The sequence below is a fragment of the Dyella japonica genome, assembly GCF_040545895.1.
GTDB lineage: Bacteria > Pseudomonadota > Gammaproteobacteria > Xanthomonadales > Rhodanobacteraceae > Dyella > Dyella japonica_D.
Window position 1 is genome coordinate 194051 of the sequence record NZ_JBEPMU010000001.1, and the last position, 25372, is coordinate 219422.

Annotated in this window: 26 protein-coding genes; 15 read left to right on the top strand and 11 right to left on the bottom strand. The window is 63.7% G+C overall.

The features are described 5' to 3' along the window. Positions 1 to 64 precede the first annotated feature (64 nt). Positions 65 to 250, top strand: a complete 186-nt coding sequence (locus tag ABIC75_RS00925) for a CsbD family protein (RefSeq protein ID WP_354011982.1) — start codon at positions 65 to 67, stop codon at positions 248 to 250. Between the two features lie 66 nt (positions 251 to 316). Here the strand turns inward: ABIC75_RS00925 and ABIC75_RS00930 are convergent, their stop codons facing one another. Together ABIC75_RS00930 and ABIC75_RS00935 are read right to left on the bottom strand one after the other, a co-directional pair. Continuing rightward, positions 317 to 1018, bottom strand: a complete 702-nt coding sequence (locus tag ABIC75_RS00930) for a hypothetical protein (protein WP_354011983.1) — start codon at positions 1016 to 1018, stop codon at positions 317 to 319. Between the two features lie 90 nt (positions 1019 to 1108). Continuing rightward, positions 1109 to 1390, bottom strand: a complete 282-nt coding sequence (locus ABIC75_RS00935; protein ID WP_354011984.1) for a hypothetical protein — start codon at positions 1388 to 1390, stop codon at positions 1109 to 1111. 245 nt (positions 1391 to 1635) lie between these two features. Here ABIC75_RS00935 and ABIC75_RS00940 point away from each other — a divergent pair, with 245 nt between their 5' ends. The 4 genes from ABIC75_RS00940 to ABIC75_RS00955 all read left to right on the top strand — a co-directional run bounded on the left by ABIC75_RS00940 (position 1636) and on the right by ABIC75_RS00955 (position 7694). Further along, positions 1636 to 3486 carry a CHASE3 domain-containing protein gene (locus tag ABIC75_RS00940; protein ID WP_354011985.1) on the top strand — a complete coding sequence of 617 codons (1851 nt, stop codon included), beginning with the start codon at positions 1636 to 1638 and terminating at the stop codon, positions 3484 to 3486. A 93-nt stretch (positions 3487 to 3579) separates the two neighbouring features. Continuing rightward, positions 3580 to 4509, top strand: coding sequence for a Ku protein (locus tag ABIC75_RS00945; protein ID WP_354011986.1), 930 nt, complete (start codon positions 3580 to 3582; stop codon positions 4507 to 4509). Between the two features lie 27 nt (positions 4510 to 4536). After that, positions 4537 to 7050, top strand: a complete 2514-nt coding sequence (ligD, locus tag ABIC75_RS00950) for a DNA ligase D (protein ID WP_354011987.1) — start codon at positions 4537 to 4539, stop codon at positions 7048 to 7050. A 98-nt stretch (positions 7051 to 7148) separates the two neighbouring features. Continuing rightward, the gene (locus tag ABIC75_RS00955) at positions 7149 to 7694 is read left to right on the top strand and encodes a type 1 glutamine amidotransferase domain-containing protein (RefSeq protein WP_354011988.1); all 546 of its coding nucleotides are present in this window, start codon (positions 7149 to 7151) and stop codon (positions 7692 to 7694) included. Positions 7695 to 7699: 5 nt separating this feature from the next. On the opposite strand, the gene ABIC75_RS00960 is transcribed toward ABIC75_RS00955, so the two are convergent. The 4 genes from ABIC75_RS00960 to ABIC75_RS00975 all read right to left on the bottom strand — a co-directional run bounded on the left by ABIC75_RS00960 (position 7700) and on the right by ABIC75_RS00975 (position 10356). Continuing rightward, a complete protein-coding gene (locus ABIC75_RS00960) occupies positions 7700 to 7858 on the bottom strand; it encodes a hypothetical protein (RefSeq protein ID WP_354011989.1) in 159 nt (52 codons plus the stop codon). A 102-nt stretch (positions 7859 to 7960) separates the two neighbouring features. Further along, a complete protein-coding gene (locus ABIC75_RS00965; RefSeq protein WP_354011990.1) occupies positions 7961 to 8545 on the bottom strand; it encodes an alpha-ketoglutarate-dependent dioxygenase AlkB in 585 nt (194 codons plus the stop codon). An 84-nt stretch (positions 8546 to 8629) separates the two neighbouring features. After that, positions 8630 to 9262: a nucleotidyltransferase family protein gene (locus tag ABIC75_RS00970; RefSeq protein WP_354011991.1), complete on the bottom strand. Its 633-nt coding sequence runs from the start codon at positions 9260 to 9262 to the stop codon at positions 8630 to 8632. Beyond that, positions 9259 to 10356 (bottom strand): XdhC family protein, encoded by a 1098-nt coding sequence (locus ABIC75_RS00975; protein WP_354011992.1) that lies wholly within the window; start codon positions 10354 to 10356, stop codon positions 9259 to 9261. The genes ABIC75_RS00970 and ABIC75_RS00975 overlap by 4 nt, the downstream gene beginning before the upstream one ends. 185 nt (positions 10357 to 10541) lie before the next feature. Between ABIC75_RS00975 and ABIC75_RS00980 the strand changes: the two genes are divergently transcribed. Genes ABIC75_RS00980 through ABIC75_RS00990 form a run of 3 tightly spaced genes read left to right on the top strand, consistent with a single transcriptional unit; the run spans position 10542 to position 14654 of the window. Then, the gene (locus ABIC75_RS00980; RefSeq protein ID WP_354011993.1) at positions 10542 to 11021 is read left to right on the top strand and encodes a (2Fe-2S)-binding protein; all 480 of its coding nucleotides are present in this window, start codon (positions 10542 to 10544) and stop codon (positions 11019 to 11021) included. A 43-nt stretch (positions 11022 to 11064) separates the two neighbouring features. After that, entirely contained in the window at positions 11065 to 13365 is a 2301-nt protein-coding gene (locus tag ABIC75_RS00985) for a xanthine dehydrogenase family protein molybdopterin-binding subunit (RefSeq protein WP_354011994.1), read from the top strand. Beyond that, positions 13362 to 14654, top strand: a complete 1293-nt coding sequence (locus ABIC75_RS00990; RefSeq protein ID WP_354011995.1) for a cytochrome c — start codon at positions 13362 to 13364, stop codon at positions 14652 to 14654. Before ABIC75_RS00985 ends, ABIC75_RS00990 begins: the two co-directional genes overlap by 4 nt. A 24-nt stretch (positions 14655 to 14678) precedes the next feature. Here the strand turns inward: ABIC75_RS00990 and ABIC75_RS00995 are convergent, their stop codons facing one another. After that, on the bottom strand, positions 14679 to 15236 hold the full coding sequence (locus tag ABIC75_RS00995) for a methyltransferase family protein (RefSeq protein ID WP_354011996.1): 558 nt from the start codon (positions 15234 to 15236) through the stop codon (positions 14679 to 14681). Between the two features lie 195 nt (positions 15237 to 15431). Between ABIC75_RS00995 and ABIC75_RS01000 the strand changes: the two genes are divergently transcribed. After that, on the top strand, positions 15432 to 15872 hold the full coding sequence (locus ABIC75_RS01000) for an H-NS histone family protein (RefSeq protein ID WP_354011997.1): 441 nt from the start codon (positions 15432 to 15434) through the stop codon (positions 15870 to 15872). Here the strand turns inward: ABIC75_RS01000 and ABIC75_RS01005 are convergent. Next, the gene (locus ABIC75_RS01005) at positions 15841 to 16212 is read right to left on the bottom strand and encodes a hypothetical protein (protein ID WP_354011998.1); all 372 of its coding nucleotides are present in this window, start codon (positions 16210 to 16212) and stop codon (positions 15841 to 15843) included. The two genes, ABIC75_RS01000 and ABIC75_RS01005, sit on opposite strands and share 32 nt — an antisense overlap. A gap of 66 nt (positions 16213 to 16278) precedes the next feature. Between ABIC75_RS01005 and ABIC75_RS01010 the strand changes: the two genes are divergently transcribed. Further along, positions 16279 to 16524 carry a hypothetical protein gene (locus ABIC75_RS01010; RefSeq protein WP_354011999.1) on the top strand — a complete coding sequence of 82 codons (246 nt, stop codon included), beginning with the start codon at positions 16279 to 16281 and terminating at the stop codon, positions 16522 to 16524. Between the two features lie 88 nt (positions 16525 to 16612). Then, the gene (gene katG / locus ABIC75_RS01015) at positions 16613 to 18871 is read left to right on the top strand and encodes a catalase/peroxidase HPI (protein WP_354012000.1); all 2259 of its coding nucleotides are present in this window, start codon (positions 16613 to 16615) and stop codon (positions 18869 to 18871) included. Between the two features lie 51 nt (positions 18872 to 18922). Here the strand turns inward: katG and tehA are convergent, their stop codons facing one another. Next, a complete protein-coding gene (gene tehA / locus ABIC75_RS01020) occupies positions 18923 to 19900 on the bottom strand; it encodes a dicarboxylate transporter/tellurite-resistance protein TehA (RefSeq protein ID WP_354012001.1) in 978 nt (325 codons plus the stop codon). A gap of 237 nt (positions 19901 to 20137) precedes the next feature. Between tehA and ABIC75_RS01025 the strand changes: the two genes are divergently transcribed. The 4 genes from ABIC75_RS01025 to ABIC75_RS01040 all read left to right on the top strand — a co-directional run bounded on the left by ABIC75_RS01025 (position 20138) and on the right by ABIC75_RS01040 (position 24119). Continuing rightward, complete coding sequence (locus ABIC75_RS01025; RefSeq protein ID WP_354012002.1) at positions 20138 to 21328, top strand: acetyl-CoA C-acyltransferase; 1191 nt, start codon at positions 20138 to 20140, stop codon at positions 21326 to 21328. A 204-nt stretch (positions 21329 to 21532) separates the two neighbouring features. Continuing rightward, positions 21533 to 21733, top strand: coding sequence for a DUF3311 domain-containing protein (locus ABIC75_RS01030; RefSeq protein WP_354012003.1), 201 nt, complete (start codon positions 21533 to 21535; stop codon positions 21731 to 21733). After that, on the top strand, positions 21723 to 23201 hold the full coding sequence (gene mctP / locus ABIC75_RS01035) for a monocarboxylate uptake permease MctP (RefSeq protein ID WP_354012004.1): 1479 nt from the start codon (positions 21723 to 21725) through the stop codon (positions 23199 to 23201). The genes ABIC75_RS01030 and mctP overlap by 11 nt, the downstream gene beginning before the upstream one ends. Before the next feature lie 315 nt (positions 23202 to 23516). Continuing rightward, positions 23517 to 24119, top strand: a complete 603-nt coding sequence (locus tag ABIC75_RS01040) for a peroxiredoxin (RefSeq protein ID WP_354012005.1) — start codon at positions 23517 to 23519, stop codon at positions 24117 to 24119. A gap of 151 nt (positions 24120 to 24270) precedes the next feature. On the opposite strand, the gene ABIC75_RS01045 is transcribed toward ABIC75_RS01040, so the two are convergent. Both ABIC75_RS01045 and ABIC75_RS01050 read right to left on the bottom strand, forming a co-directional pair. Beyond that, positions 24271 to 24972: a response regulator transcription factor gene (locus ABIC75_RS01045; RefSeq protein WP_354012006.1), complete on the bottom strand. Its 702-nt coding sequence runs from the start codon at positions 24970 to 24972 to the stop codon at positions 24271 to 24273. Between the two features lie 38 nt (positions 24973 to 25010). Then, positions 25011 to 25370 (bottom strand): response regulator transcription factor, encoded by a 360-nt coding sequence (locus ABIC75_RS01050; RefSeq protein ID WP_354012007.1) that lies wholly within the window; start codon positions 25368 to 25370, stop codon positions 25011 to 25013. Positions 25371 to 25372: the final 2 nt, after the last annotated feature.

Below are 25372 nucleotides of genomic sequence, written 5' to 3' on the forward strand. Positions count from 1 at the left end.
CAGCGAAGGCACTGCGCGATTCCTAAAAACGACACGCCGCAATTCGGCGGCGCAGGAGAATGCTATGGATAAGAATCGCGTTGAAGGCACCAAGCACGAAGTGAAGGGCGCCATCAAGGAAGGCGTCGGCAAGGTCACCAACAACCCTGCGAAGGAAGTGGCAGGCAATATCGAAAAGAACGCTGGCAAGGTGCAGAAGGAAATCGGCAAGGAGCACGATCGTCAGCGCGACGAGGACAAGCGCCACTGACCCTCGAGTGCTCCATCAGGGAGAGCGGCGCCCGGCAGGGCGTCGCTTCCCTACCTTGATGGGGTTTCAGCCGGGTCCAATTTCCCGCAGCACGTCGGCGCAGCGCACGCTTTCGCCCGCAATGCGCTGGAGCACGGTGCGCATGCGTTCGTCCTCACGGCCGCACGGCATGTCCAGGGCGAGATCCGTCAGAAGCACGATGTTGCTGAGGATGTTGTTGGCACGATGCACCGTGGCCATGGCGGCGTGGTGGGTGTCGTCGCTGTCGTTCACTTCGGCGCCAAGGATCTGCCAGCACAGCAGCGGCCATAGCAGCATGCGGATTTCCGCCAGCAAGGCGAGCGTGTCGGTGATGTCGGCGTTGTCGTGCATGAAATAGACGCCGAGCGAGCCGAATTTCACCGGGCCCTGCTGCAGGGCCACCATGGCGCCGCCGGTGATGCCGAGGTTTGCGAACCAGGTGTCCGTTCCCAGGCTGGCCATTTCCAAAGCGATCGGCGCAGGTGCCGCCAGTACATGTTCAAGCGCACTGCCGCCCAGTGGGTGCGGCATGCGCGGCAGCGTCTGCAGTGACTGTCCATAAGAGGACGCCACGGAACCATGCGTGCCCGCACCGTTGATGCGCACCACCAGGCAGGCTTCCGCGCCCAGTTGCTGGCAGATGGTTTCGAGCAGCCATTGCATGGCTTCTGTCGCCGTGGGACGACCGAAGGCTTCGCCCATCCATCCTGGAATGGCGTTGCTGAAGCTCGACGGTGAAGCGTTCATGGCTGGCCTTCAGTCACCCGATCGGTGACAGGGATGAATCCGGTGCGCTGCCGCGCTCGCTTGACGGCGTCTCCAAACGGTCGGCTCAGCTCACCAGCGAAGGCGTGCGCGCGCCCGTGCCGCACACTCGCCCATATGTATGCCTGCCCATGCCACGCCAAAGGCGACCGGCAGCAGCGCCAGGCGCAGCGCGGGTGGTGCCAGTGCGCTGCTGGCGAGCAGCACGCAGGCCAATACCAGCAGCAGGTCCGCCCCCAGGCGTCTGCGCCGGCAGTCGGCCACTTTTCGGAGATAAATGGCCATGGCCTCGTCGAAGGCTGCCCGCTCGCCGAGCGAGGTGATGCTTCGTTCCCGCGTGGCCATCGTGCGCATTCCACTTTCCCCAGCCCGGCGCCACGTGGCGCGTGAAGGCATGGTAGCGACGAGGGAGGTGATGACGGAATCAAGAAAACGTGTGGACGGAATTCAGTCGCGCTGCACGGTGAAATGCCGGGCGGGCGGCGTTTGCAGCCCCGCGAAAATCGCGCACACTACGTTAGGGAATCGTGACGCGGCGACGTGGTGAAAGTCACTCACCGTGTCGCGTGGTTGGGGCCGGGCGATATCGAGGGGGTTCGATGGAAACGTTGGCCATTCGCTCGCGCATGCGGCGAGGTATCGTCGGCGGCTTCGCGCTGCTTGGCGTGGCGTGCGTGCTGATCGTGTTTGCGGTGGCCTCCAGTTTTCGCGCTGAACGCTGGGTGCAGCATTCGCTGGAGCTGCAACAAAGCACGTGGGAGCTCTTCAGCCTGGTACAGGACGCCGAAACGGGGCAGCGCGGGTATCTGCTCACCGGCGATCGTTCCTATCTCACGCCGTTCCTGGAAGCGAAGACGCAGTTGCCCGTGCGTGAAGGCAAGCTCCGTAGCATGGTGGCGCTCAGTCCCGAGCGCGCGGTACAGCAGGCGCAGCTGTTCAATCTCATTGCCGCGAAGATGGACGAGCTGGGCCGCACCGTGCAGTTGCGCGACAACGGCCGGGTCGACGCCGCGCTGGATCTGGTCCGGGGCGATGCAGGTCGGCAGCTGATGGTGCAGATCCGCAGCGTCGTCATGGGCATGGACCAGGGCGAGCAGGAGATGCTGCGTGGGCGTAGTGCGTCCATGGATACGCAGCGCCTGCTGCTGATGATCGCCATCGTGCTCGCCATTGGCCTGGCCGCCGCGCTCGCCTATATGGTGATACGCGAAGGACAACAGCATGCCGAGGCGCTGCGCCGCTCCGTACAGGCGCTGGAGCAGGAAATCCAGCAGCGCGAAGACGTGGAAGCGCAGTTGCGCCAGGCGCAGAAAATGGAGGCCATCGGTCAGTTGACCGGCGGCGTGGCGCACGATTTCAACAACATGCTGGCCATCATCATCGGCAATCTGGAGCTGCTGCTGCGCCGGCTGCCGGGCGACGATCCGCGCGTGCAGGGGCCGGCCAACAACGCCTTGAACGGCGCCATGATGGCGGGCGAACTCACCAAGCAGCTGCTCGCCTTCGCGCGCCAGCAGGCGCTGCAACCCAAGCCGACCGACATCAACCAGTGCATCCGCGACATGTCGGCCTTGCTGCGTCGCTCGCTGGGCGAAAACATCAAGATCGAAACGGTGCAGGCAGGCGGGCTGTGGCCGGCCTTCGTGGATCGTGCGCAACTGGAAAGCGCCATCGTCAACCTGGCGGTGAACAGCCGCGACGCCATGACCGGTGCCGGCAAGCTCACCATCGAAACGGCGAACACGGTGCTCGATCGCGCGTATGCGCAGCAGCACCTGGAGGTCACCGCTGGACAGTACGTGATGGTGGCCGTGACCGACACCGGCGGCGGCATGACGGCCGACGTGCTGCAGAAGGCGTTCGACCCGTTCTTCACCACCAAGGAGCTGGGCAAGGGCACGGGCCTGGGGCTCAGCCAGGTGCATGGCTTCGTCAAGCAATCGCACGGGCACATCAAGATCTACAGCGAGGTCGGCGTCGGTACGACGGTGAAGCTTTATCTGCCGCGCGACTTCTCCGAGGCCCTGGACGAAGGTGTCAACGTGCACCACGACGAGGCGATCCAGGCGCAGCACAAGGTGCTGGTGGTGGAGGATGACCAGGACGTTCGCCTGTTCGTGGTCAATGCCTTGCGCGAAATCGGCTATGTGGCAGTGGAAGCCGCCGGCGCGGAAGCGGCCCTGCGGGAGCTGCAAGAACATCCCGACGTGAGCGTGCTGCTCACCGACGTGGTGATGCCCGGCATGAATGGGCGGCAGCTGGCGGCCCGCGCCAAGGAGCTCTATCCGGAACTCATCGTGGTCTACATGACCGGTTACACCCGCAACGCCATCGTCCACAACGGCATTCTCGATCCGGGCGTGCGCCTGATCAGCAAGCCGTTCACCATGGTGGAGCTGGGTCGCGAACTGCTGGCCGCGATCAAGGACGGCAGCAGCGAGCACGCCTAGGCGGACAAGCCCTCCGGCGATTTCACGCACGACTCACCGCGGACTCACGCCGCAAGGCTTCTGCTCAGGGTTCGCCCCATCAGGAGCCCCGACATGGCTCGCCCGATCTGGACCGGAACATTGTCGTTTGGCCTGTTGAACGTGCCCGTATCGGTGATGCCGGCCGAGCGACGCGTGGACCTGCATTTCCGCATGCTCGACAGCCGCAGCAACACGCCCATCCGCTACGAACGCGTCAACGCCGACACCGGCGAGGAAGTGCCGTGGAAGGACATCGTCAAGGCGTACGAATACAAGAAAGGCAGCTACGTGGTGTTGCGGCCGGAGGACATCAAATCCGCCTCGCCGGAAGGGCGTGAAGCGGTGGAGGTGGAAGCCTTCGTCGACGCGGCCTCCATCGGGCCGGAATACTACGAAAAGCCGTACGTGCTGGTGCCGGGCAAGAAGGCCGAGAAAGGCTACGTGCTGCTGCGCGAGACGTTGCGCCGCACCGGCAAGATCGGCATCGCCAGGGTCGTCATTCGTACCCGCGAATATCTGTCGGCGGTGATTCCCAAGGAAGACAGCCTGATGCTCGTGCTGCTGCGCTACCCGCAGGAGCTGGTGGACGTGGACGACTATGCGCTGCCCACCGGCAAGACAGCCAGCTACCGCATTACGCCCAAGGAAATGCAGATGGCCGAGCAGCTGGTCGACTCCATGTCTGACCAGTGGAAGCCGGGCGATTATCGCGACGAATTCCGCAACCGCCTGCACAAGGTGATCGAGAAGCGCATGAAGTCGAAGGGCGTGGTGACGCCGCTGGTGGAGGACGAATCGGAGACGCCGGAGAACGCCAGCACCAATGTGGTGGATTTCATGGCCCTGCTGCAGAAGAGTCTCGCCAGCAAGAAGCGTACGCCGGCCAAGAAAACCGCGACGCGCGCCAAGACGAAAGCGACCGGATCGACGAGCAAGCGCGCGCCGGCCAAGGCGGCGAAGAAGGCGCCGGCTCGCAAGCGCACGTCACGGCGCTCTGCCTGAATTCGAGCTGCGTCAACGGATAGCGCCATGGCCCTGCGCGAATATCGCCGCAAGCGCGATTTCTCACAAACCAGCGAACCCGCGCCGTCGACCCGTGCCGTGGGCAAACGCCCCATCTTCGTGGTGCAGCTGCATCACGCGCGTCGGCGCCATTTCGATTTTCGCCTGCAGGTGGGCAAGGTGCTGCGCAGTTGGGCCGTGCCCAAGGGGCCGAGTTTCGATCCCTCGGTGAAGCGGCTCGCCGTGGAGGTGGAAGACCATCCGTTGTCCTATGCGGATTTCGAGGGCGACATTCCGGCCGGGAACTATGGCGCGGGACATGTGGACTGCTTTGATCGCGGCATCTGGTCGACGGATGGCGACGCCGCTGCGCAACTGCGCAAGGGGCATCTTGAATTCGTTCTCCACGGCAAGCGTTTGCATGGGCGCTGGCACCTGGTGCGCAGTCATCGCAAGGAGAAACAGCCCGCGTGGTTTCTCATCAAGGCGCAGGACGAATATGCAGGCAATGGAGAGGCGGACGATTTGCTCGGTGACGCCGCCGCGCCGCCAAGCAAACGCAAGGTCCCGGCGAAGAAAGCGGCAGCGCCAGCGAAGAGCATGGTGGCGGCCAAAGGGAAGGCGCCATCACTGCGCGGCATCAGCGAGCGGCGCAAGGAATCGATCCATGCGGGTTTCTTTTCGCCCGCGCTCACGCAGTTGCGCGATCGATTGCCGGAGGGCGACGACTGGTTGCACGAGATCAAGTGGGACGGCTATCGCATCCTGACGGCGGTGGCCGATGGCGAGGTGCGCTGCTGGTCGCGCAATGCGCTGGAATGGAGCGGGCGCATCCCCGGCATTGTCGACGCGGTGCGCTCGCTCGGCTTGCGTTCGGCGCGCCTGGATGGCGAACTGGTGGTGATGGAGGGAGGGCGCAGCGATTTTGCCGCCTTGCAGAAGACGCTCTCGGGTGAGCGTCGCGGCGAGCTCACCTACATGCTGTTCGATGTGATCCATGTGAACGGCGAAGCCATCGATCAGGCGCCGTTACTGGAGCGCAAGGCTTTGCTCAAGGCGTTGGTGGGACGTGCGAAGGCGGCTCACGCCAAGCTGCTGGGCTACAGCGAACATGTGGTGGGCCATGGCGACGAGATGCTGGCCATGGTGATGAAGTCCAACCTTGAAGGCGTCGTGTCCAAGCGTACGACGTCGCCTTACCATGCGGGACGCAGCGGCGACTGGCTGAAGATCAAGCGCCTGGAAAGCGATGAGTTCGCTGTGGTGGGTTACACGCAAGGCAAGGGTAGTCGGCAGGGATTCGGTTCGCTGCTGCTGGGACGGCCCGCCGCAGCGGGTGGCTGGGATTATGCGGGACGCGTGGGCTCCGGTTTCACCGACAGCCAGCTCAAGCAGATCGGCAAGGCGCTCGATGGTGCAAAGGGCGGCGCGCAGCCCACGGTGCACGCGGACACCGTCGATCCCCTGTTGCGCCAGGCGCGCTGGATCAAGCCCAGGGCGGTGGTGGAGGTGTATTACCGCGGCATGGGCGGGAATGGCCTGCTTCGACAGCCTAGCCTCAAGACGTGGCGCGAGGACAAGTCGGTCGCCAGTCTGCGCGATGCGGATCGTGCCTCGCGTTCGGCGAAGTCAAGGCCGAAGCGTGCGAACGAGCCACCCAGCGTTCGCGGCATCACCATCACGCATCCGGAGCGCGAGGTCTATCCGGGCATTACCAAGCTGCAGGTGGCGCAGTATTACGACGCCGTGATGGACTGGTTTCTGCCCGGCGTGCGTGGGCGGCCGCTGTCCATCCTTCGTTGCCCCGAGGGCACGCAATCGGCGTGTTTCTTCCAGAAGCATCCCATGGCCGGCATGAAGCATGTCGAGCAAGTGATGCTGAAAGAGGGCTCGGGCGCGAAGCGTGCGTATCTGTGTCCCACGGATGGCGCCTCCATCATCGAACTGGTGCAATTCGGCGTCATCGAGTTCCATCCGTGGGGCGCCATGGCCGCGTCGCCCGACAAGGCCGATCGCATCGTGTTCGATCTCGATCCCGCGGACGATGTCCCGTGGGAGCGCGTGGTTTCCGCCGCGCGCACGACACGCCGTCTGCTCGAGCGTCTGGGGTTGGCGTCCTTCGTGCGCACGACGGGCGGCAAGGGATTGCACGTGGTGGTGCCGCTTCGGCCGGCAGCGGCATGGACGGAGGTCGAGACCTTCGCCAAGGCGTTTGCGATGTCCATGGCACAGGCGCAGCCCGAGGAGTTCGTGGCCGTCTCGGCCAAGGCCCGTCGGCGTGGGCGCATCTTCATCGATTATCTGCGCAACGGGCGTGGCGCGACCAGCGTGGCGTCCTATTCGTTGCGCGCCCGCGACGGTGCGCCGGTCGCGATGCCGTTGCGCTGGGAGGAGCTGGGCAAGCTTGCCGGTGGTGCCGCGTTCGATCTGCGGAGCACCGTGGCGCGATTGAAGCGCCTGCGTCGCGATCCCTGGAGTGAGATGGCATCCATGAAGCAGAGCCTCGCCCATGCGATGCGCGTGATTTCGCAGCACAGCTGAGTCGCCGCTGACCCCGTCACGCGCTGCGCACGCAAAACCGACGCGCGTCGTATGAGGTGTTCTGCAGCATCACGCACTCACTTCCACGAGAGAACGTCATGACACAGAGCACACTCAAGGGTCGCCGCATTGCCATGCTCGCTACGGACGGTTTTGAACAGTCGGAATTGATGGAGCCCAAGCGCCTGCTGGAAGATGCCGGCGCCAAGGTCACCGTGATCGCGCCGGACGGCAAGCAGGAAATCACCGGCTGGAACAAGAAGAATTGGGGCGACAAGGTGCCCGTCGACCAATCACTCGATCAGGTGAAGGCCGAAGGCTTCGATGCGCTGGTGTTGCCGGGTGGCGTGATGAATCCGGATAACCTGAGGCAATTGCCGAAAGCGGTGGAGTTCGTCAAGGCCTTCGGCGATGCCGGCAAGACCATCGCCGCGATCTGCCACGGACCCTGGACATTGATCAACGCCGGACTGGTGAATGGCCACACAGTGACGTCCTGGCCGTCCCTGCGCAAGGATCTGGAAAACGCCGGCGCCACCTGGGAAGACCGCGAGGTGGTGCGCGATGGCCAGCTCATCACCAGCCGCAAGCCCGACGATATTCCGGCATTCGTGGATGCGGTGATCCAGAGCCTCGCGGCCTGACACTGTTACGACTTGGGCTTCTGCCGCGGGTTGTTCTGCGGCTCATGCGGCGTGTGTTCGTCGGGCATGGTCTTGCCTTTCGAGGGGGTCGGTTGCGGCTCGGGATAGCCCGAGGTGCCCGGCGGCTGGTGAGGCTGCTGCTTGCCTTTCTTCTCGTCGCTCATGGTTGCCACACTCGATGGGAGTTGGGCCAAGGCTGTAGCTGCCGCCTTCTACACCGCGTCGTATCCGCGTGAGTGGCACGTCGCCCGTTCAGGCGCGCAGGCTCATGCAGGCTTGCGCGTCCGGAAGGCGAGGCTGATGCGCGGACCGAGTGGATGGTTCTGCTTGGGAATGCCATGGTCGTAGTGCAGCTGCGTGTCCCAGCTCATCAGCAGAAGGCTGCCTGCGGCAAGATCCAGATCCAGGCGTCGGGGCGCGACCTGTTTCTTGCTGCGGATGTGCATGCGGCGCGTCTCGCCCAGTGAGATCAGTGCGATGGGGCGTCCTTCGACCAGGTCGCCCAGGCGGTCATTGTGCATGGCCACGCTGTCGTGTTCGTCGCGGTAGAGATTCAGGCCAATGCTGTTGAACGATTCACGCGTTGCGGTGCGTGCCCGTTCGAGCGCCACGTCGAGTGGCCACGGCAAGTCGTCGGCGTCGGCGTCGAAATGCGAGGTGAGGCGGGGCACGTCCAGCTCGCGTTCGTACATCACGCGGCGCTGCTGCCGCCAGATCGGGCTCTCCAGCAGGTGCGCGAGCCAGGCGGCCGCCTCGTCGGCGCCGATGACGTTCTCCTCATAGACGATCCGGCCGCTGGCATCGTCCAGCAGCACGAGCGGGCCTTGGGAGAACAGCGAAAACTGCGTCACGGGAGGACTTGGGTCACGGCATGGGACTGACCCAGGAAATGGGGGCGATGCGGCCGAAAATCGAGGGCCGGAACCCGTCGCTGCCTAGAGGTCTTCAGCCGTGGGCGGCCTGTTCTGCCGAGTTTCCCAGGCCGCGTAATCGGCGGGTTCGTCGATGTCGAGCAGTGCGGCGGGCAGGTCGAACGCATCGACCATCGAGGCATGCCTTTGCAGCAGCGCGCGTGCGCCTACCGGGCCCTGCAGGGCGGCGAGTTCCTGCGCATAGGCCATGGGGAAGATGCAGGGCGGCGTGGGCGTGCCCTGGCGCCCGCAGGCAAGGATGCGCTGGGGCGCCTTGGCGTGGGCGTCGAGCATGTTTTCCAGGTCGTCCAGGCGGATCGATGGCTGATCTGCCAGCAGCACCATCAACGAATGCAGCGGCAGCGGATGGGCCAGCAGCGTCTTGACGCCTTCGGCCAGCGAGCTGCCCATGCCGGTGGCCCATTCGACGTTTTCCACGGGAACGACATCCAGGTTGGTCAGGCAGTCGATGACGCGATCACCCTGGGCGCCGACCACGACGACCACCGGATGCAGCTCCGCGGCCAGTGCGTTTCGCGCAATGCGGCGGACCATGGGTTCGCCATCGATGGCGATGACCTGCTTGAGTGCGCCGTAGCGACTGGCGCTGCCAGCCGCAAGAATGATGGCGCCTACGTGCAGGTCGCGACGGCTCATGGGTGGATGGGCGCCTGTGAATGCACGAGCGAGCCGCCGCTGCGGCCGTTGCGTGTCGCCAGGATTTCAGCGGCGATGGCCAGTGCGATTTCCTCGGGCGTCTCCGAGCCCACGTCCAAGCCTGCGGGCGCGTGCAGGCGTGGATCGAGGCGGGGCAGGCTGGCGCGCATCTGTTCGGCCCGTTGGCGCGATCCGATGGCGCCGATGTACGCCACGGGCGTATCGAACAATTCGCCGAGATAGGCCAGGTCGTGTTCCAGCCGATGGGTCATGACGACGACCGACGTCATGCTGTCGAGCGTGACGCGACTGACCAGCGAGCGCGGCGACGCCGTGAGTTGTCTGATGCCGTCGATCCTCTCGCGAGTGGATTCGTGATGGTTGACCAGGGTGGTGTGCCAGCCAAGCTGCAGGGATAGCAGCGCCAGCGCCTCCGCACCGATGCCATCGCCGATGACCACGAGCGCGAGCGGCGGGCGCAGCGATTCCAGCAGGATGTCGTAGCGCTGGCCGCTGCTTTCCACGGGACGCGCGATGGCAGCGGTTCCATCCATCGTCGATGTGGTCAGCTCCGCAAGAATCTGCGCGCTCAAGGCGGCATGGCCGATGTTGGACCACACCGTTTGCTCGCTATGCACCAGCCTTTGCGTGCGTGGCGGCAGCGGGTCGCCATGGCTGGCGAACACGGATGCCATGGCGCCGGGCAGGCGTCGTTCCCGCAGCTGCGCAATGGCATCGAGAAAGTGCACGTCGTCGGGCTGGTGCCAGGGCTCGATCAACACCTCCAGTTCGCCGCCGCAGCCTGTTTCCAGCATGACGTCGAAATTGCTTTCGCGACCGTAGGCGACCAGGGCCGGCTGGCCGTTTTCCATAGCCTGTTGCGCGCGCAGCACGATGTCGCGCTGCGGGCAACCGCCGGACAGTTCGCACACCAGTGGGCCGTCGCGCTGCACCAGCATGCTGGCGCCAGCCCGCCGGAAGGTGGAGCCGCGCGTGCGTGTGATGGTGACCAGCGCGGCCGGGCTCGTTCCGTCGCGCAGGTCCAGTGCCCGGGCGGCGCGGTAGAGGGGTTCGAATTCCTGCGTCACGTTCATGGTATGAAGTCAGCATCGAACCGCGTGGAGACTGCGTCAAGACCGGTGGCCGTCTTCACTCGCTCTTTCTTTTCTCCATAGGAAGATCACCGCACTCCGCTTGGAGCGCCTCGATGCGGTCGCCGCAGAGGGTGTTGCCGGCAGCCATATCGCCACCGTGCTTTCGCCTTGCAAGGGATATCCCGATGATCGTTCTTTCCATCAATGGGCAGGACTCGCAGGTCGACGTCCCTGACGATATGCCGCTGCTCTGGGTGTTGCGCGATGTCCTTGGCATGTATGGCACCAAGTTCGGTTGCGGCATTGCCCAGTGCGGTGCCTGCACGGTGCATCTGGATGGCCAGGCCGTGCGTTCCTGCGTGCTGCCGGTGGCTGGCGCGGTGGGCAAGAAGATCACCACCATCGAAGGCATCGGGGCCACCGACATCGGCAAGCGCGTGCAACAGGCGTGGCTGGGCATCGAGGTGGCGCAGTGTGGCTATTGCCAGACCGGGCAGATCATGACGGCTACCGCGTTGTTGGCGCAGAAGCCGACGCCCACGGATGCGGACATCGATTCGGCCATGTCCGGCAACCTCTGCCGTTGCGGCACCTATGTGCGCATCCGCGCCGCGATCAAGCAGGCCGCCACCGGCCAGGTCACGCTTCCGCAAACCATCGCCTGAGAATCGGTCGTTCCGTCCACTGCCTGACTGTCGAGACTTCGCCATGATGCTTCGTGTTGATCAAGCCCAGGTTGATCGAGTGCCGGAAGAGATCGAGCTGCAGAACCCCGAGCGGCGCGAATGGCTCAAGCGCGGCGGCCTGGTGGTGGCCTTCATGGCATTGGGCGGTGCGGGGCGCGCGTGGGGATTCATCGAGCATGCGCGCATCGATGCCGATCATCCCGAGTTCGCGCCCAACGCTTTCGTTCGGGTGAATCGCGATGGCAGCGTGCAACTGGTGATGCCGAGCATCGAAATGGGGCAGGGCGCCTACACCGGGCAGGCAACGCTGCTGGCCGAGGAGCTGGATGTGGGGCTCGACCAGATCACGGTCGAGCACGCGCCGCCGAACCGCAAGCTCTATTCGAACCCGTTGCTGGGCGACCAGGCGACGGGCGGTTCCACCACCATCCGTTTTTGCTGGACCACCCTGCGTGACGCCGGCGCCGCGGCGCGCTTCATGTTGGTGGCGGCCGCAGCGCAGCGATGGAAGGTGGATCCCGACCAATGCACGGCCGCACGCGGTGTCGTCACGCATACCGCCAGCGGGCGCACGCTGGGTTATGGCGAGCTGGCCGATGCTGCCGCCAAGGTCACGCCGCCCGAGAAGGCGCCGCTCAAGAATCCCAAGGATTTCCAGCTGATTGGCAAGCCGTTGCGTCGCGTGGACACGCCAGGCAAGGTCGACGGCACCTTGCCATTTGGCATCGACATCCGCGTGCCCGGCATGAAGGTGGCCACGGTGCAGGCCAGCCCCACCTTCGGCGGCAAGCTGGTGTCGGTGGACGATACGCGCGCCCGCGCGATTCCCGGCGTGCTCCAGGTGGTGAAGCTGGACGATGCCGTTGCCGTGGTCGGCGAACATTTCTGGGCGGCCAAGCAGGGTCTGGAAGCGTTGGACATCCGTTGGGATCGCGGCGCGAACGGCAACTTCACCACCGAGCAATTGTTCAAGGACCTGGCCGAGGCTTCCGAGCACGGCACGCCCATTCTTGGTCGCGAAGTCGGGCAGGTGGGTAACGCGAAAGGCAAGGTCGTCTCCGCCACTTACCAGCTGCCCATGCTGGCGCACGCCACCATGGAGCCGTTGAATACCACCGTGCACGTGCGCCCGGATGCCTGCGAAATATGGGTGGGTACGCAAGTGCCGGCGCGTTGCGTCGATGTGGCCATGAAGGTCACGGGGCTGCCTGCGGAAGCCATCCAGGTGCACAACCAGTACATGGGCGGCGGCTTCGGCAGGCGACTGTTCGAGGATTCCGTCGAGCAGGCCGTGGCCATCGCCAAACAGGTGAACTATCCGGTCAAGATCATCTGGACGCGCGAAGAAGACATCGCGCAAGACCGTTATCGTGCTGCTTACTACGATCGCATTTCGGCCACGCTGGATGACCAGGGCCGTCCCGTGGCATGGACCGATCGCACCACCGGCGCCTCCGTCATGGCGACATTCGCGCCGGGCGCGATGGGCAAGAACGGCCTCGATCCGGACCTGGTGGAATGCTCGGCCGAGTTGCCCTACGAGATTCCCAATCTCCGTGTGGACTGGGTGCGGCACGACATGCCCAGCGGTCTGCACGTGGGTTGGTGGCGCGGCGTGGGGCCGACGCACAACGTCTTCGTGGTGGAGAGTTTTGTCGATGAGTTGGCGCATGCCGCCGGCAAGGATCCGGTGGCCTATCGCCGCGACATGCTGGGCGACAACCCGCGCGCCCGCGGCGTGCTGGATCTGGCCGTGGAAAAGTCGGGCTGGGGAAGCACTCTGCCTGCGCGCCATGGCCGCGGTATTGCACTGGCCGCGCCGTTCGGCAGTTTCCTCTGCGTGGTGATGGAAGTGGAAGTGTCGCCGCAGGGCGAAGTGATCATGCATCGTGCGGTGGCGGCCGTGGACTGCGGCACCGTGATCAACCCCAACACGGTGGAGGCGCAAATCCAGGGCGGCCTCGTGTTCGGCTGGAGTGCGGCGCTCTACAGCGGCATCACGTTGAAGAACGGCGCCGTCGAGCAGCGCAACTTCAACGACTACCGCGTGCTGCGCATGAACCAGACGCCGCCGACCGAGGTGTACCTCGTGCCCAGCAAGGAAACGCCAGGCGGCATCGGTGAAACCGGCACCGTGATGGCGATGCCAAGCCTGACCAATGCCATTTTCGCGGCGACCGGCGTGCGCCTGCGATCGCTTCCCATCGACAAGGCGGCGCTCGTGCAGGACAAGCAGGCACTCGACGCCGTCATGGCGGCGACCACGCCGGATCATTCTTCCGTATCGGAAGGGCCTACCGCATCGGCGAGGAGGCGGACATGAAACTCGGACGTGCCATCGGGTGGATCGTCGGCGTCGTCGTGCTGGCGGGCGTGGCGTTCACGGGCTATGCGTTGCTCACCGTCACGCACAGTGGCAACGAGCAGGCCGGGCAGCCGGTCGGTGCCGGCACGCCACCGGATCTGGCCTCGCAGATGGCGCGCGGCGAATATCTCGCGCGTGCGGCCGATTGCGTGGCCTGCCATACCGTGCCCGGCGGCGCGGCCTATGCGGGAGGCGTGCCCTTCAAGCTGCCGTTCGGCACGATCTACTCGTCCAACATCACCGCGGACAAGGAAACCGGCATCGGCAATTGGAGCGACGACGATTTCGTGCGCGCGCTGCATGCCGGCGTCGACAAGGATGGTCATCCGTTGTATCCGGCGTTTCCGTACACCTCCTATACGGCCTTGAGTCGCGACGACATCCTGGCGATCAAGGCCTATCTGTTCAGTCTGCCGGTGGTGCATGCGCCGCCGCCGACGAACGATTTGTCGTTTCCGTTCAATCAGCGATGGACGCTCAGCCTCTGGAATGCGTTGTTCCTCAAGAAGGAGCGTTTCCAGCCCGAACAGGGCAAATCGGAAGCATGGAATCGCGGCGCTTATCTCGCGACGGCGCTGGGCCATTGCGGCGAGTGCCACACGCCGAGAAACGTGGCGTTCGCGATGAAGCGCGGCGATGCGCTGGCTGGCGCCGAGCTGGAGGGATGGAAGGCGTACAACATCACCTCGGACAAGGAGCACGGTGTCGGCGCGTGGAGCGATCAGGAGCTGACCGACTACTTCTCCAAGGGTCATGCCGCAGGCCGCGGCACCGCATCCGGCCCCATGGGCGAAGTGGTGGAACACAGCCTGCAGTATCTGACGCCGTCGGATCTCGCGGCGCTGGTGGCGTACTTGCGTGATGTGCCGCCGCAGCAAGGTGGCGTGCCTGCGTCGCAGGCGAACGCGGCGCCCGCCGCCATGGCATCGACGGCCAATGCCAGCCTTGGCGAGCAATTGTTCGTCGGCGCGTGCGCGGGTTGTCATCTCGACAACGGCCAGGGACGTCAGACGGAATACGCGACACTCACCGGCTTGCGATCGGTGCGCGATCCGCACGCTACCAACCTGACCCAGGTGATCCTGCATGGCACCCAGCTCGACGTGAGTGGCCAGCGCATTTTCATGCCATCGTTTGGCCGCGCCTATTCCGACGCGGAAATTGCGGCGCTGTCGAACTATGTGGTGAATCACTTTGGCGGACAGCAAGGACAACTCACGGCCACCGAAGTCTCCAAGCGCCGCTGACAATGCGCCATCGTTGAGGGCGAGCTACCAGACGAACGGCACGAACCGCTTCACCTTCACGGCGTACGCCGAATAATCGGGGAAGGCATGGCGCAACATGCCTTCCTCGACGCGGATGCGAAAAAGGAACGCGGGTACCGTGAGGAAGGCGAGTATGAGCAGCGCAAGCCAATCGCCGAGCGCGAGCCCGAGGCCCACGAAAGACAGCCATCCGCCGAAATAGCCTGGATGGCGAACGAACCGGTAAGGGCCCTGGACGATCAGCCGATGATCGGCTTGCACGGCAACGTTCGCCGAAAAGAATTTCCGCAAGGTCCACATGCCGGCCCAGCGGATGCCAAAACCGAACAGCATGACCGCAATGCCGATCATTTTGATCGCAGGCCCAAATGCATTGGCGCCGATGCCGAATAGGTAAAGAGCCATGCACACACACGGAATAAACAGATTGCTGGAAGCCAGGATCAGCATGGATCGGCGATCCACGTTGGCGCCGCTGCGGTCGTTGGTAGTGCGAAGAAGCAACATTTCGGATAGAAGCCATGCCGCGAAAAGCACGATGGCCAGCGTTTCGATCTTCATGAGGTTTCCCTTGCATGCGCGTGGGTGTGTCGCGTCCCGAAAAGCCGAACCCTTCTTTTATCTGTCGCCAATCGTATCGTTTGCCGGGTCAAAGCCCGTCCATCATCAGCGAATTGGACTTTTAAAGAGCGATAAGGATGGCTTGGCGCCTTTAATGCCCTAGACTGGGCCCGATTCCACCACATAGGTAAAGCGATGGCTATTGATCTGAAGAACCTTTCCCCTAAAGAACTCGAAGCGCTTATCGCCAATGCGAGCGCTCACATGCATGAGGCGCGCACCGCGCAAGTGCAGGCCGTCAAGGAAAAGATCGAGGCCTTGCTCCGCCAGAGCGGCTTGAGCCTGCAGGACCTTTATCCTGTCCGCGGCAAGAAGGTGGTGAAGGGCAAGACCGGTTCGGTAGCGCCGAAGTATCGTGATCCTTCCGATCCGTCCGTGACCTGGTCGGGACGCGGCCGTCAGCCGACCTGGTTCGTGAAGGCGCTCAAGCGTCGCGGCGTGTCGGAACAGGATCTGCTGATCGACGGTTCGGCCAAGCCGGCTGCACCCGCCAAGCGTGCCAAGGCTGCCAAGAAAGTGGCGAAGAAGGCCGTGAAGCGCACCGTCAGAAAGACGGCCGGCAAGAAGAAAGCCTAAGCACGACGGCTCGCGATGCGGCGGCCGGGATGGTGCAAAGCCTCCTGCTCGTCGTCGCATCGCGATGCTTCACCTGGTGCCTGCGTGTGGCCGCGTGCGCCATCCAGGTCAGGGCGACAGTCAGCACAAACGTGGTCACCCATGGCGCAAGCTGCAAGGCGAGCGTGGGCAGAGTGCGCCGCGCCGGATAACGCCCGGGTGCTGCGAACCGGAACATAATGATCTGCCCGAACATCAGCAGCTGCGCGATGTGATCGGCCGTGTCGTCGGGATGATGCGGCGCATGCAGGCCGTGTTTCCATATATCCGCCGCAATCATGAGCAGCACCACCAGCGACATGAGGATGGGCGTGGCGCCATCCCATTACCTGATCGGCGCCTTGTGCGAAGGTTCGACAGGCATCCGATGCTCTCTCTTCCGACACGCAAGACCATGCCGGCGATGTGTGGCGGCGGCATGGCGCTGATAGAAAACGCCTATGGCGACGTTAGGAAATATCAATCGCGAAGCGATGCGGAATGCCGCATCGAATACGGAACTTTCGCCACGATCGGCGTAACCTCGACGATTGCGGGGCATGTCGACGCGCGCCAAAACCCGCCGGCTCGCGTCACGACACCTCCATCGGATCAGGATCATGCGCCTCGGTGACCGACAGCGGTTACCTCTCGAGTGTGGCATGGACACCTGACGCTATTGCAGAACGAGTAGTGGGTTCGTCCTTCCAAGGAGAGAGCGCATGACAACCGAAGCAAAGTGCCCGTTCAACCACGCCGCCGGCAGCGGTACCACGAACCGCGACTGGTGGCCCAAGCAGCTGCGGCTGGACCTGCTCGCCCAGCACTCCAGCAAGTCCAATCCGCTGGACAAGGGATTCAACTACGCCGAAGCATTCAAGAGCCTCGACCTGGCAGCGTTGAAGAAAGATCTGGCGGCACTGATGACGGATTCGCAGGACTGGTGGCCCGCCGATTTTGGCCATTACGGTCCATTGTTCATCCGCATGGCGTGGCATAGCGCCGGCACCTACCGCATTGGCGATGGACGCGGCGGTGGCGGACGCGGCCAGCAACGCTTCGCGCCGCTCAACAGTTGGCCGGACAACGTGAGCCTGGACAAGGCGCGCCGCCTGCTGTGGCCGATCAAGCAGAAATACGGCCAGAAGATCTCCTGGGCCGACCTGATGATACTTACCGGCAACGTCGCGCTCGAAACCATGGGCTTCAAGACCTTCGGTTTTGCCGGCGGTCGCGAAGACACGTGGGAGCCGGATCAGGACGTCTACTGGGGCAACGAGAAGACCTGGCTGGGCGGCGACATCCGCTACGGCAAGGGCGCGCCCGGTCATGAGAAGGAAGGCGTGCTCGTGGCCGAGGCCGAATTGCACGGCAGCGAGACCAGTCGCACCGATGGCGGACGCAACCTGGAAAATCCGCTGGGTGCCGTGCAGATGGGTTTGATCTACGTGAACCCGGAAGGCCCGGACGGCAATCCCGATCCCGTTGCCGCCGCGCACGATATCCGCGACACCTTCGGTCGCATGGCGATGAATGACGAAGAGACCGTCGCGCTGATCGCGGGCGGCCACACCTTCGGAAAAACGCACGGTGCCGGTCCGGCAGACAACGTTGGCCCCGAGCCCGAGGGTGCGGACATCGAAAATCTGGGCTTGGGCTGGCGCAACAGCTTTGGCACCGGCAAGGGCGCGGACACGATTACCAGCGGCCTGGAGGTGACCTGGACCAGCACGCCCACCAAGTGGAGTCAGAACTTCTTCTGGAACCTGTTCGGTTTCGAGTGGGAGCTGACCAAGAGTCCGGCCGGCGCCAATCAGTGGCAACCCAAGGGTGGCGCAGGTGCGGGCACGGTGCCGCATGCACACGACAAGGACAAGCGCATCGGTCCATCGATGCTTACCACCGACCTGTCGCTGCGCATGGATCCGGCCTACGAGAAAATCTCGCGGCGCTTCATGGAGAATCCCGACCAGTTTGCCGATGCGTTTGCGCGTGCCTGGTTCAAGCTGACCCATCGCGACATGGGTCCGCGTGCGCGCTATCTCGGGCCGGAAGTGCCGAAGGAAGAACTGCTTTGGCAGGATCCGATTCCCGCGGTCGATCATCCACTGGTTGATGAGAAAGACCTGCCTGCGCTGAAGCAGAAAATCCTTTCGTCGGGATTGTCCGTCTCGCAGCTCGTGACCACGGCGTGGGCTTCTGCCTCTACCTTCCGCGGTGGCGACAAGCGCGGTGGCGCCAACGGCGCGCGCATTCGCCTCACGCCACAGAAGGATTGGGCCGTCAATCAGCCGGCCGAACTGGCGAAGGCGTTGAAAGTGCTCGAAGGCGTCCAGGCCGATTTCAACAAGTCGCAGTCCGGCGGCAAGAAGATTTCGCTGGCCGACCTCATCGTGCTGGCCGGCGGTGCGGGCATCGAGCAGGCGGCGAAGAATGCCGGGCACAGCATCACGGTGCCGTTCTCGCCGGGCCGCATGGACGCTTCGCAGGAACAGACCGACGTGGAGTCGATGAGCATGCTCGAACCGCTCGCCGACGGTTTCCGCAATTACCTCAAGGGCAAGTTCACCATCAACGCCGAGCACCTGTTGGTGGACAAGGCGCAGTTGCTGACCCTGACCGCGCCGGAAATGACCGTGCTGGTGGGCGGCTTGCGCGTGCTCAATGTGCACGCGGGCAAGGACGCGCATGGCGTCTTTACCGACAAGCCGGAAACCCTTACCAACGACTTCTTCCGCAACCTGCTGGACATGGGCGTGGAGTGGAAGTCGACCTCGGGTGACGTGTTCGAGGGGCGCGACAGCAAGACGGGCAAGGTGAAATGGACGGGTACGCGCGTCGACCTGATCTTCGGTGCGCACGCGCAGTTGCGCGCGCTGTCGGAGGTCTACGCCAGCGAAGACGGCAAGGAGAAATTCCTCAAGGACTTCGTGGCGGCATGGGTGAAGGTGATGAACCTCGACCGGTTCGATCTCGCCTGATCGATGGTGTGGCTCCGCCGGGCCTGGGCTTCGGCGGAGCCACGCGCAAGCTCAGCTTGCTGCGGGCGCAGGCACGGGCGGCAGCAATTTTCCTCGGGCCCACAGGTTCAAGGTCGCCAGTGACATGGCCAGGATGATCACGTTCGCGCCGATGAAAAGATAAGGTGCAAGCAAAGCGATGGGGCCGGTCTCCCCGCGTTCGATCAGTCGCAAAGGGGCGCTCGCCAGCGCACTGAGGCCGAACGTGAAACCCCAATAGCCCGCGGAAAAAGGCTGCGCCCGTATCCAGGGCAACAGGCGAATCAGGATCAGGGCCTGCAACAGGCCATAGCCAAGCAGTGCATGGACGAACAGATCGGGCGGCCCGCTGCTGATGCCCAGGTACGCGATGGCGCCCACAGTGGGCGGTGCCAGTTGAATGCCGAGCGTGGGGCGAATAGGCAGGGGCAGGGCCTCGGCGGTATAGAGCCGATGGATCAGCACCGACTCGATCGCCAGCCATGAAAACAGGCCGGCACCAAACGCCAGTTGCCCCCAATCCGCATAACCCAGCGCGGAAGCGACGGCGGCGGTCACGAACGAGCCGGCCACGGTCGGCAGGTAAAGCACGGCCGTGGTGTGCGCGGCTTCGCGGCCGCCTTGCCACAAGGTGCCGGTACGCCATGCAGCGAAGAGCACGGTATAGATCACGCAGACGACGAACAGAATAAGCGCGACGCCGCGTGAGTAGGGAAGGATCGCGCCCGCAATCAACATGCCCGACACGCCGATCAGTCCCACGAAACAGCATTGCACCGGATGGGAAAGTTCGCTCCGTGCGTGATGACTGGCATAGATCCATTTGGCCACATAGAAGGCCACCAGCGTGATCCACACCAGCGTGGCGAGCAGCAACAGCGACTCGCCGACCACGGCAGGCAAGGACCAGACACGGTGTGCGGCTCGCCAGGCATTGCCCAATCCGGCGAGGCCAAGAACGATGCCGAAGAAGCTGGCGGGAATGACGGGAAGCTGGCGCTGGCGTGTCATGTCGGGCCACTCGGTGGAGGGGCGATCAGGATAACGCGCGCGTGTGTGGTTGATGGCTGCAGGCGTGCGGTGGTCGTCCGGAATCGCGGGAGCTGCAGGCGTTTCCGTTTTGCGGAAGCTCTGGGGAAAGTCAGTCGGCATGCCGACGATTAAGCCCTTCTTTCATGCGGTTTAACTTTTATATGATGTAGATAATATAAATTTATGGCTCCTTCGCAGCTCGTGCCGGATTCCATCATGTCCACTTACGATCCCGTCGTTATCGTCGCCGCTGCACGCACGCCGCAGGGGCGGTTCCAGGGCGCGCTGTCACCGTTCTCCGGTCATGCCTTGGGAAGCATTGCCATACGTGCGGCGATGGCGCGGGCAGGCGTGTCCCCCGACGCCATCGATGAAGTGTTGATGGGCTGCGTGCTGCCCGCGGGCCAGGGCCAGGCGCCCGCACGGCAGGCCGCCCTGGGCGCGGATATACCGTCCAGCGTGGGCGCGACCACCATCAACAAAGTCTGCGGCTCGGGCATGAAGGCAGTGATGCTGGGGCATGCCTTGCTGGGCGATGGTTCGGCCGACGTGGTGGTTGCCGGCGGCATGGAGTCGATGACGAATGCGCCCTATCTGCTCGCCAAGGCGAGGGGTGGCTACCGCGTGGGCCACGACCGCATCTTCGACCACATGATGCTCGATGGGTTGGAGGATGCCTACGAACAAGGCCGGCCCATGGGCGACTTCGGCGAGATGGCTGCCGAACGCTACGGGTTCGATCGCGCCGCCCAGGATGCATGGGCCATGGAGACCCTGCAGCGCGCGCAATCGGCTGCGCGCGAGCAGGCATTTGCGGATGAAATCGTGCCCATCGAACTGCGCGATCGTTCGGGTACCGTCACGCTGAAAGATGACGAACACCCGCAGCGCGTATCCGTGGAAAAGATTCCTTCGCTGAAGCCAGCCTTCCGCGAGCACGGCACCATCACGGCTGCAAGCGCCTCGGCCAATGCCGATGGCGCGGCCGCGCTGGTGCTGGCGCGCCGTTCGGTGGCCGAGAAAAACGGTTGGCCCGTGTTGGCCGTCGTCAAAGGCCACGCCACGCATTCGCAGGAACCCGCGTGGTACACGACCGCGCCTGTGCCGGCGATCCGCAAGCTGCTGACGAAGCTTGCATGGTCGACGGATAGCGTGGGTCTGTTCGAGATCAACGAAGCGTTCGCCGTCGTGCCGATGATCGCGGCCAAGGAGCTGGGCATTGCGCGCGAAAAGATCAACGTCCACGGCGGCGCCTGCGCGCTGGGCCATCCCATCGGCGCGACCGGCGCGCGTCTGCTGGTGACCCTGGTTCATGCCATGCGCCGCGCGAACGTGCAGCGCGGCGTGGCATCGCTCTGCATCGGCGGCGGTGAGGCCACGGCCGTTGCATTGGAGCTTCCTTCGTAACGTCCGGCCTCGTCGCAATGGTTCGCGCCACGACTTTCATCATCGCTTTCGGTCGGCAGGTATAGGCTGAGGGCGATGGTGTAGATGGTGCCTGCCTGATCGATCGGAACGATCACTGGCCTGCCAGCGCCTGCGATACCGCGACGTATGGATGGCGCGTCGCGCGGCCAGCCTGATGGATGTGCCTTGCCCGGGAGATGTTTCATGGAACGTCGAACTGGAGCCACGGGAACACGCCTGCTGCTTCTGCTTCCCTTCGTGTGCCTGCTGTACGTGCCGTCGTACAACAAGGGTGATCCGGCGCTGTTCGGATTTCCGTTCTTCTATTGGTACCAGCTGCTGTGGGTTCCCATCACGGTGTTGCTGATCTGGTTTGTCTACCGGATGACCCACCATGAAGACTGACCTGGACTATGTCGCCATAGGCGTGTTCGCGTTCTTCTTCCTGCTGGTGACGGTGATGGGGTTCCTGGCGGCGCGCTGGAAGCAGGCGGACGTGAAGTCAAGCATAGACGAATGGGGGCTGGGTGGCCGGCGGTTCGGCACGTGGATCACCTGGTTTCTCGTGGGCGGTGACTTCTATACGGCCTATACGGTGATCGCCGTGCCGGCGCTGGTGTATGCGGTGGGTGCCTACGGCTTCTTTGCGTTGCCGTACACCATCATCGTTTACCCGTTCGTGTTCATGGTGATGCCGGTGCTTTGGAACTGCGCCAAGAAGCATGGCTATGTCACGGCCGCGGACGTGGTCTACGGGCAATACGGCAGCCGTCCTCTGGAGCTGGCCGTGGCGCTGACGGCGGTAGTGGCCACGATGCCTTATATCGCGCTGCAACTCGTGGGCATGGCGGCCGTCTTTGGCGCCATGGGGCTCAAGGGCGAGATGCCGCTGATCATCGCGTTCCTGGTGCTGGCGTTCTACACGTATTCGTCGGGCATTCGCGCGCCCGCGCTGATCGCCTTCGTGAAGGACATCATGATCTACATCGTGGTGATCGTCGCCGTGGGTCTCATTCCTGCCAGGCTGGGCGGATACGGGGCCGTGTTCCAGGCCGCCGACGCCGACTTCAAGGCGAAGGGCGCGGGAAGCATCCTGCTCGCCGACAACCAGCTGGTGCCGTATGCCACGCTGGCGCTGGGCTCGGCGCTGGCGGCGTTCATGTATCCGCACACGCTCACCGGCGTGTTTGCCAGCAAGAGCGGCAACACTATTCGCAAGAACGCGATCCTGCTGCCTGCCTATACGCTGCTGCTCGGCCTGTTGGCCCTGCTTGGCTACATGGGACATGCGGCGCACCTGAAGTTGAACAACAACAATGAAGTGGTGCCGGCACTGTTCAAGGCGCTGTTCCCGAGCTGGTTTGCGGGGTTTGCCTTCGCCGCTGTTGGCATTGGTGCGTTGGTGCCTGCGGCGGTGATGAGCATTGGCGCAGCCAACGTGTTCACGCGCAATTTCTGGAAAGCCTATGTGTCGACCGACATCACGCCCCAGGGCGAGGCGAAGATCGCCAAGATGGCATCGCTCATCGTGAAGATCGGGGCGCTGCTGGTGATCCTGCTGCTGCCCACGCAATTCGCGCTCGACCTGCAGTTGCTGGGCGGCATGTGGATATTGCAGACGCTGCCGGCCGTGGTGTTCGGCTTGTTCGTGTCGTGGTTGAGTGGGCGTGCCTTGTTTGCCGGTTGGGCCGCAGGCCTGGTCGCCGGCACGTGGGTGGCGTGGATGGATGGTCTCAAGCCCGTACACAATTGGACGATTGGCCAGAGCCATGTCGGTGTGTACACGGGCCTGGCGGCGTTGGCCTTGAACATCCTCGTGGTGATCGCGGTGCAACTGGTATCGCCGCGGCATCGATCCCTCCCTGTCGCATAGCGCGCGACCCGGTCGCCGGGTTGATCTGTGAGGCGTGACGAAGTCGAGGTAACCGTGGATGTGGATCAGCGAATGATTGAATAGCCGTCGGTTCGGCCAAGGAGCGGCTTGCGGGCGCTGCTGGCGGCCAATCTACAAAATAAAATACATATTATTCAACATAATAAATAATATATCTAAAGTCATTTATTCTTCGCCGGCCACCGCCATGCCGCCACGAATGCGGGCAACCTTCGGTCGTCGACGGCGCACCTACGCATTGGCTCGTTCGGTAAGCATCCATCTGAAACACCTCCAACAAGGGCTACCACTGCAATGAACAACTTCCTTTTGCGCGCATTGGCGATTACTGCCTTCACCGCTGCCGTTCCGGCGTTTGCAGCCACCAGCCAGGGCGAAGCCGCACCCGTGTTCACCGCCAAGGCCAGCCAGGCGGGCAAGACCATTTCGTTCTCCCTGGCCGACGCCCTGAAGTCGGGCCCGGTGGTGGTGTACTTCTTCCCCTCCGCCTATACGGGCGGCTGCGATATCGAAGCGCACACCTTTGCGGTTGAGAAGGAGAAGTTCGCGGCCGCCGGCGCCACCATCATCGGCGTGTCCGAAGACAGCATCCAGCGCCTCAACACGTTTTCGTCCGACCCGAACTATTGCGCCGGCAAGTTCGCCGTGGCATCCGATCCTGACGGCACGATCGCTGCGTCGTACGGCCTGAAGGTCACCGCCGCCGATCCCAAGGCTGTGGACGTGCGCGGCGTCACCATCGATCACGGCTTCATCGAGCGCACCACCTTCGTGATCGGCCGCGACGGCAAGATCGCCTCCGTGCTTTCCTCGGAGACCGACCACCTGCATCCGAACGAGCACGTGAGCAAGTCGCTCGCCATCGTCGAGCAGATGAAGGGCCCGAAGGCGCCGTAAGTCAGAAAGAGGTGGCGCTGCGCCTCCCGCGCGGCGTCGCCTTTCTGCCGACCCCGAACCCGGCGAACGCGCCACGCGTTCACGTGGGCAGGCGGCAGCGCGAAACGTGCCTTGCAGTGGCCTTGAGGTTGACCCGCAAGGCCCCTCCGAATCAGGCCGCCGAGGTGCCCGCCGGGCCAAGACTCTTGACGCCAGGCAACTGATCGAATCGAGCCGCCATGTGCACCAGGTCGGCCAGCGACGTGGCCTTCATCTTGCGCATCACCTGTCCTCGATGGGCCTTCACGGTGATCTCGCTGATACCGAGTTCGCCTGCCACCTGTTTGTTCAACAGGCCGGCGACCACCAGCGCCATGACCTCGCGCTCGCGTCGGCTCAACGATTCATAGCGATCCTCGAGCACGCGCATCTGCGCCTCTTGCTCGAGCGCGCAGCGGCTGCGCTCGATGGCGTTGCGTATGGCCTGCAACAGCACCTCGTCGTCGAACGGCTTGGTGAGGAATTCGACGGCGCCCGCCTTCATGGCCTGCACCGTCATGGGCACATCGCCATAGCCGGTGATGAAGATGATGGGCATGTCGATGCGGTCGACGGCGATGAGCTTCTGCAGATCCAGGCCGCTGAGATCGGGCAGCGACACATCAAGGATCAGGCAACTCGGCGCAAACACCCGAGGTCGTGCCAGGAAGGCCCGCGCGGACGCGAACGTTTCCGGTTGCCAGCCCGAAAAGCGGATCAGCGCGTCGAGCGCTTCGCGCACCGAAAAGTCGTCGTCGACAACGAACACCGTTGGCGCGGCAAGCGAAAGGGAGGGGGGAATGGATTCACGGTCAGATTCATTCAACAAACGCATGACTGTCTCCGAAAACGAGAGCGCCCCGGCCGCTCGATTCAATGAAACGCCGCGTTCAATGCGGCCAACAACACCGACTCGCTGAATGGCTTGAACAAACAATCGACGGCTCCCCGCTCGATGGCGAGGTCGCGAACGGATTCATTCCTGCTCCCCGTGATGAAGACGATGGGGATGTGCCGTTCGCGCAAGTCCAATTCACGCTGGAGTTCGAGCCCCGACATCCCTGGCATGGCCATGTCGAGAATCAGGCAGCCGGCCGTGCCGAAGCAATCGGAGGTGAGGAACTCCTCCGCGGACGAAAAGGCCCTGGCCGAAAAGCCAAATGCCATGAGCAGATCGGGCAGCGATTCGCGAATCGATTCATCGTCGTCGACCACGGTGACGAGCGGACGCATCG

What these genes read in the sequence shown, in the direction of transcription:
- ABIC75_RS00925 (WP_354011982.1), top strand. Translation starts at nt 65, where the DNA reads ATGGATAAGAATCGCGTTGAAGGCACCAAGCACGAAGTGAAGGGCGCC.
- ABIC75_RS00930 (WP_354011983.1), bottom strand. Translation starts at nt 1,018, where the DNA reads ATGAACGCTTCACCGTCGAGCTTCAGCAACGCCATTCCAGGATGGATG.
- ABIC75_RS00935 (WP_354011984.1), bottom strand. Translation starts at nt 1,390, where the DNA reads ATGCGCACGATGGCCACGCGGGAACGAAGCATCACCTCGCTCGGCGAG.
- ABIC75_RS00940 (WP_354011985.1), top strand. Translation starts at nt 1,636, where the DNA reads ATGGAAACGTTGGCCATTCGCTCGCGCATGCGGCGAGGTATCGTCGGC.
- ABIC75_RS00945 (WP_354011986.1), top strand. Translation starts at nt 3,580, where the DNA reads ATGGCTCGCCCGATCTGGACCGGAACATTGTCGTTTGGCCTGTTGAAC.
- ligD (WP_354011987.1), top strand. Translation starts at nt 4,537, where the DNA reads ATGGCCCTGCGCGAATATCGCCGCAAGCGCGATTTCTCACAAACCAGC.
- ABIC75_RS00955 (WP_354011988.1), top strand. Translation starts at nt 7,149, where the DNA reads ATGACACAGAGCACACTCAAGGGTCGCCGCATTGCCATGCTCGCTACG.
- ABIC75_RS00960 (WP_354011989.1), bottom strand. Translation starts at nt 7,858, where the DNA reads ATGAGCGACGAGAAGAAAGGCAAGCAGCAGCCTCACCAGCCGCCGGGC.
- ABIC75_RS00970 (WP_354011991.1), bottom strand. Translation starts at nt 9,262, where the DNA reads ATGAGCCGTCGCGACCTGCACGTAGGCGCCATCATTCTTGCGGCTGGC.
- ABIC75_RS00975 (WP_354011992.1), bottom strand. Translation starts at nt 10,356, where the DNA reads ATGAACGTGACGCAGGAATTCGAACCCCTCTACCGCGCCGCCCGGGCA.
- ABIC75_RS00980 (WP_354011993.1), top strand. Translation starts at nt 10,542, where the DNA reads ATGATCGTTCTTTCCATCAATGGGCAGGACTCGCAGGTCGACGTCCCT.
- ABIC75_RS00985 (WP_354011994.1), top strand. Translation starts at nt 11,065, where the DNA reads ATGATGCTTCGTGTTGATCAAGCCCAGGTTGATCGAGTGCCGGAAGAG.
- ABIC75_RS00990 (WP_354011995.1), top strand. Translation starts at nt 13,362, where the DNA reads ATGAAACTCGGACGTGCCATCGGGTGGATCGTCGGCGTCGTCGTGCTG.
- ABIC75_RS00995 (WP_354011996.1), bottom strand. Translation starts at nt 15,236, where the DNA reads ATGAAGATCGAAACGCTGGCCATCGTGCTTTTCGCGGCATGGCTTCTA.
- ABIC75_RS01000 (WP_354011997.1), top strand. Translation starts at nt 15,432, where the DNA reads ATGGCTATTGATCTGAAGAACCTTTCCCCTAAAGAACTCGAAGCGCTT.
- ABIC75_RS01005 (WP_354011998.1), bottom strand. Translation starts at nt 16,212, where the DNA reads ATGTCGCTGGTGGTGCTGCTCATGATTGCGGCGGATATATGGAAACAC.
- ABIC75_RS01010 (WP_354011999.1), top strand. Translation starts at nt 16,279, where the DNA reads ATGCTCTCTCTTCCGACACGCAAGACCATGCCGGCGATGTGTGGCGGC.
- katG (WP_354012000.1), top strand. Translation starts at nt 16,613, where the DNA reads ATGACAACCGAAGCAAAGTGCCCGTTCAACCACGCCGCCGGCAGCGGT.
- tehA (WP_354012001.1), bottom strand. Translation starts at nt 19,900, where the DNA reads ATGACACGCCAGCGCCAGCTTCCCGTCATTCCCGCCAGCTTCTTCGGC.
- ABIC75_RS01025 (WP_354012002.1), top strand. Translation starts at nt 20,138, where the DNA reads ATGTCCACTTACGATCCCGTCGTTATCGTCGCCGCTGCACGCACGCCG.
- ABIC75_RS01030 (WP_354012003.1), top strand. Translation starts at nt 21,533, where the DNA reads ATGGAACGTCGAACTGGAGCCACGGGAACACGCCTGCTGCTTCTGCTT.
- mctP (WP_354012004.1), top strand. Translation starts at nt 21,723, where the DNA reads ATGAAGACTGACCTGGACTATGTCGCCATAGGCGTGTTCGCGTTCTTC.
- ABIC75_RS01040 (WP_354012005.1), top strand. Translation starts at nt 23,517, where the DNA reads ATGAACAACTTCCTTTTGCGCGCATTGGCGATTACTGCCTTCACCGCT.
- ABIC75_RS01045 (WP_354012006.1), bottom strand. Translation starts at nt 24,972, where the DNA reads ATGCGTTTGTTGAATGAATCTGACCGTGAATCCATTCCCCCCTCCCTT.
- ABIC75_RS01050 (WP_354012007.1), bottom strand. Translation starts at nt 25,370, where the DNA reads ATGCGTCCGCTCGTCACCGTGGTCGACGACGATGAATCGATTCGCGAA.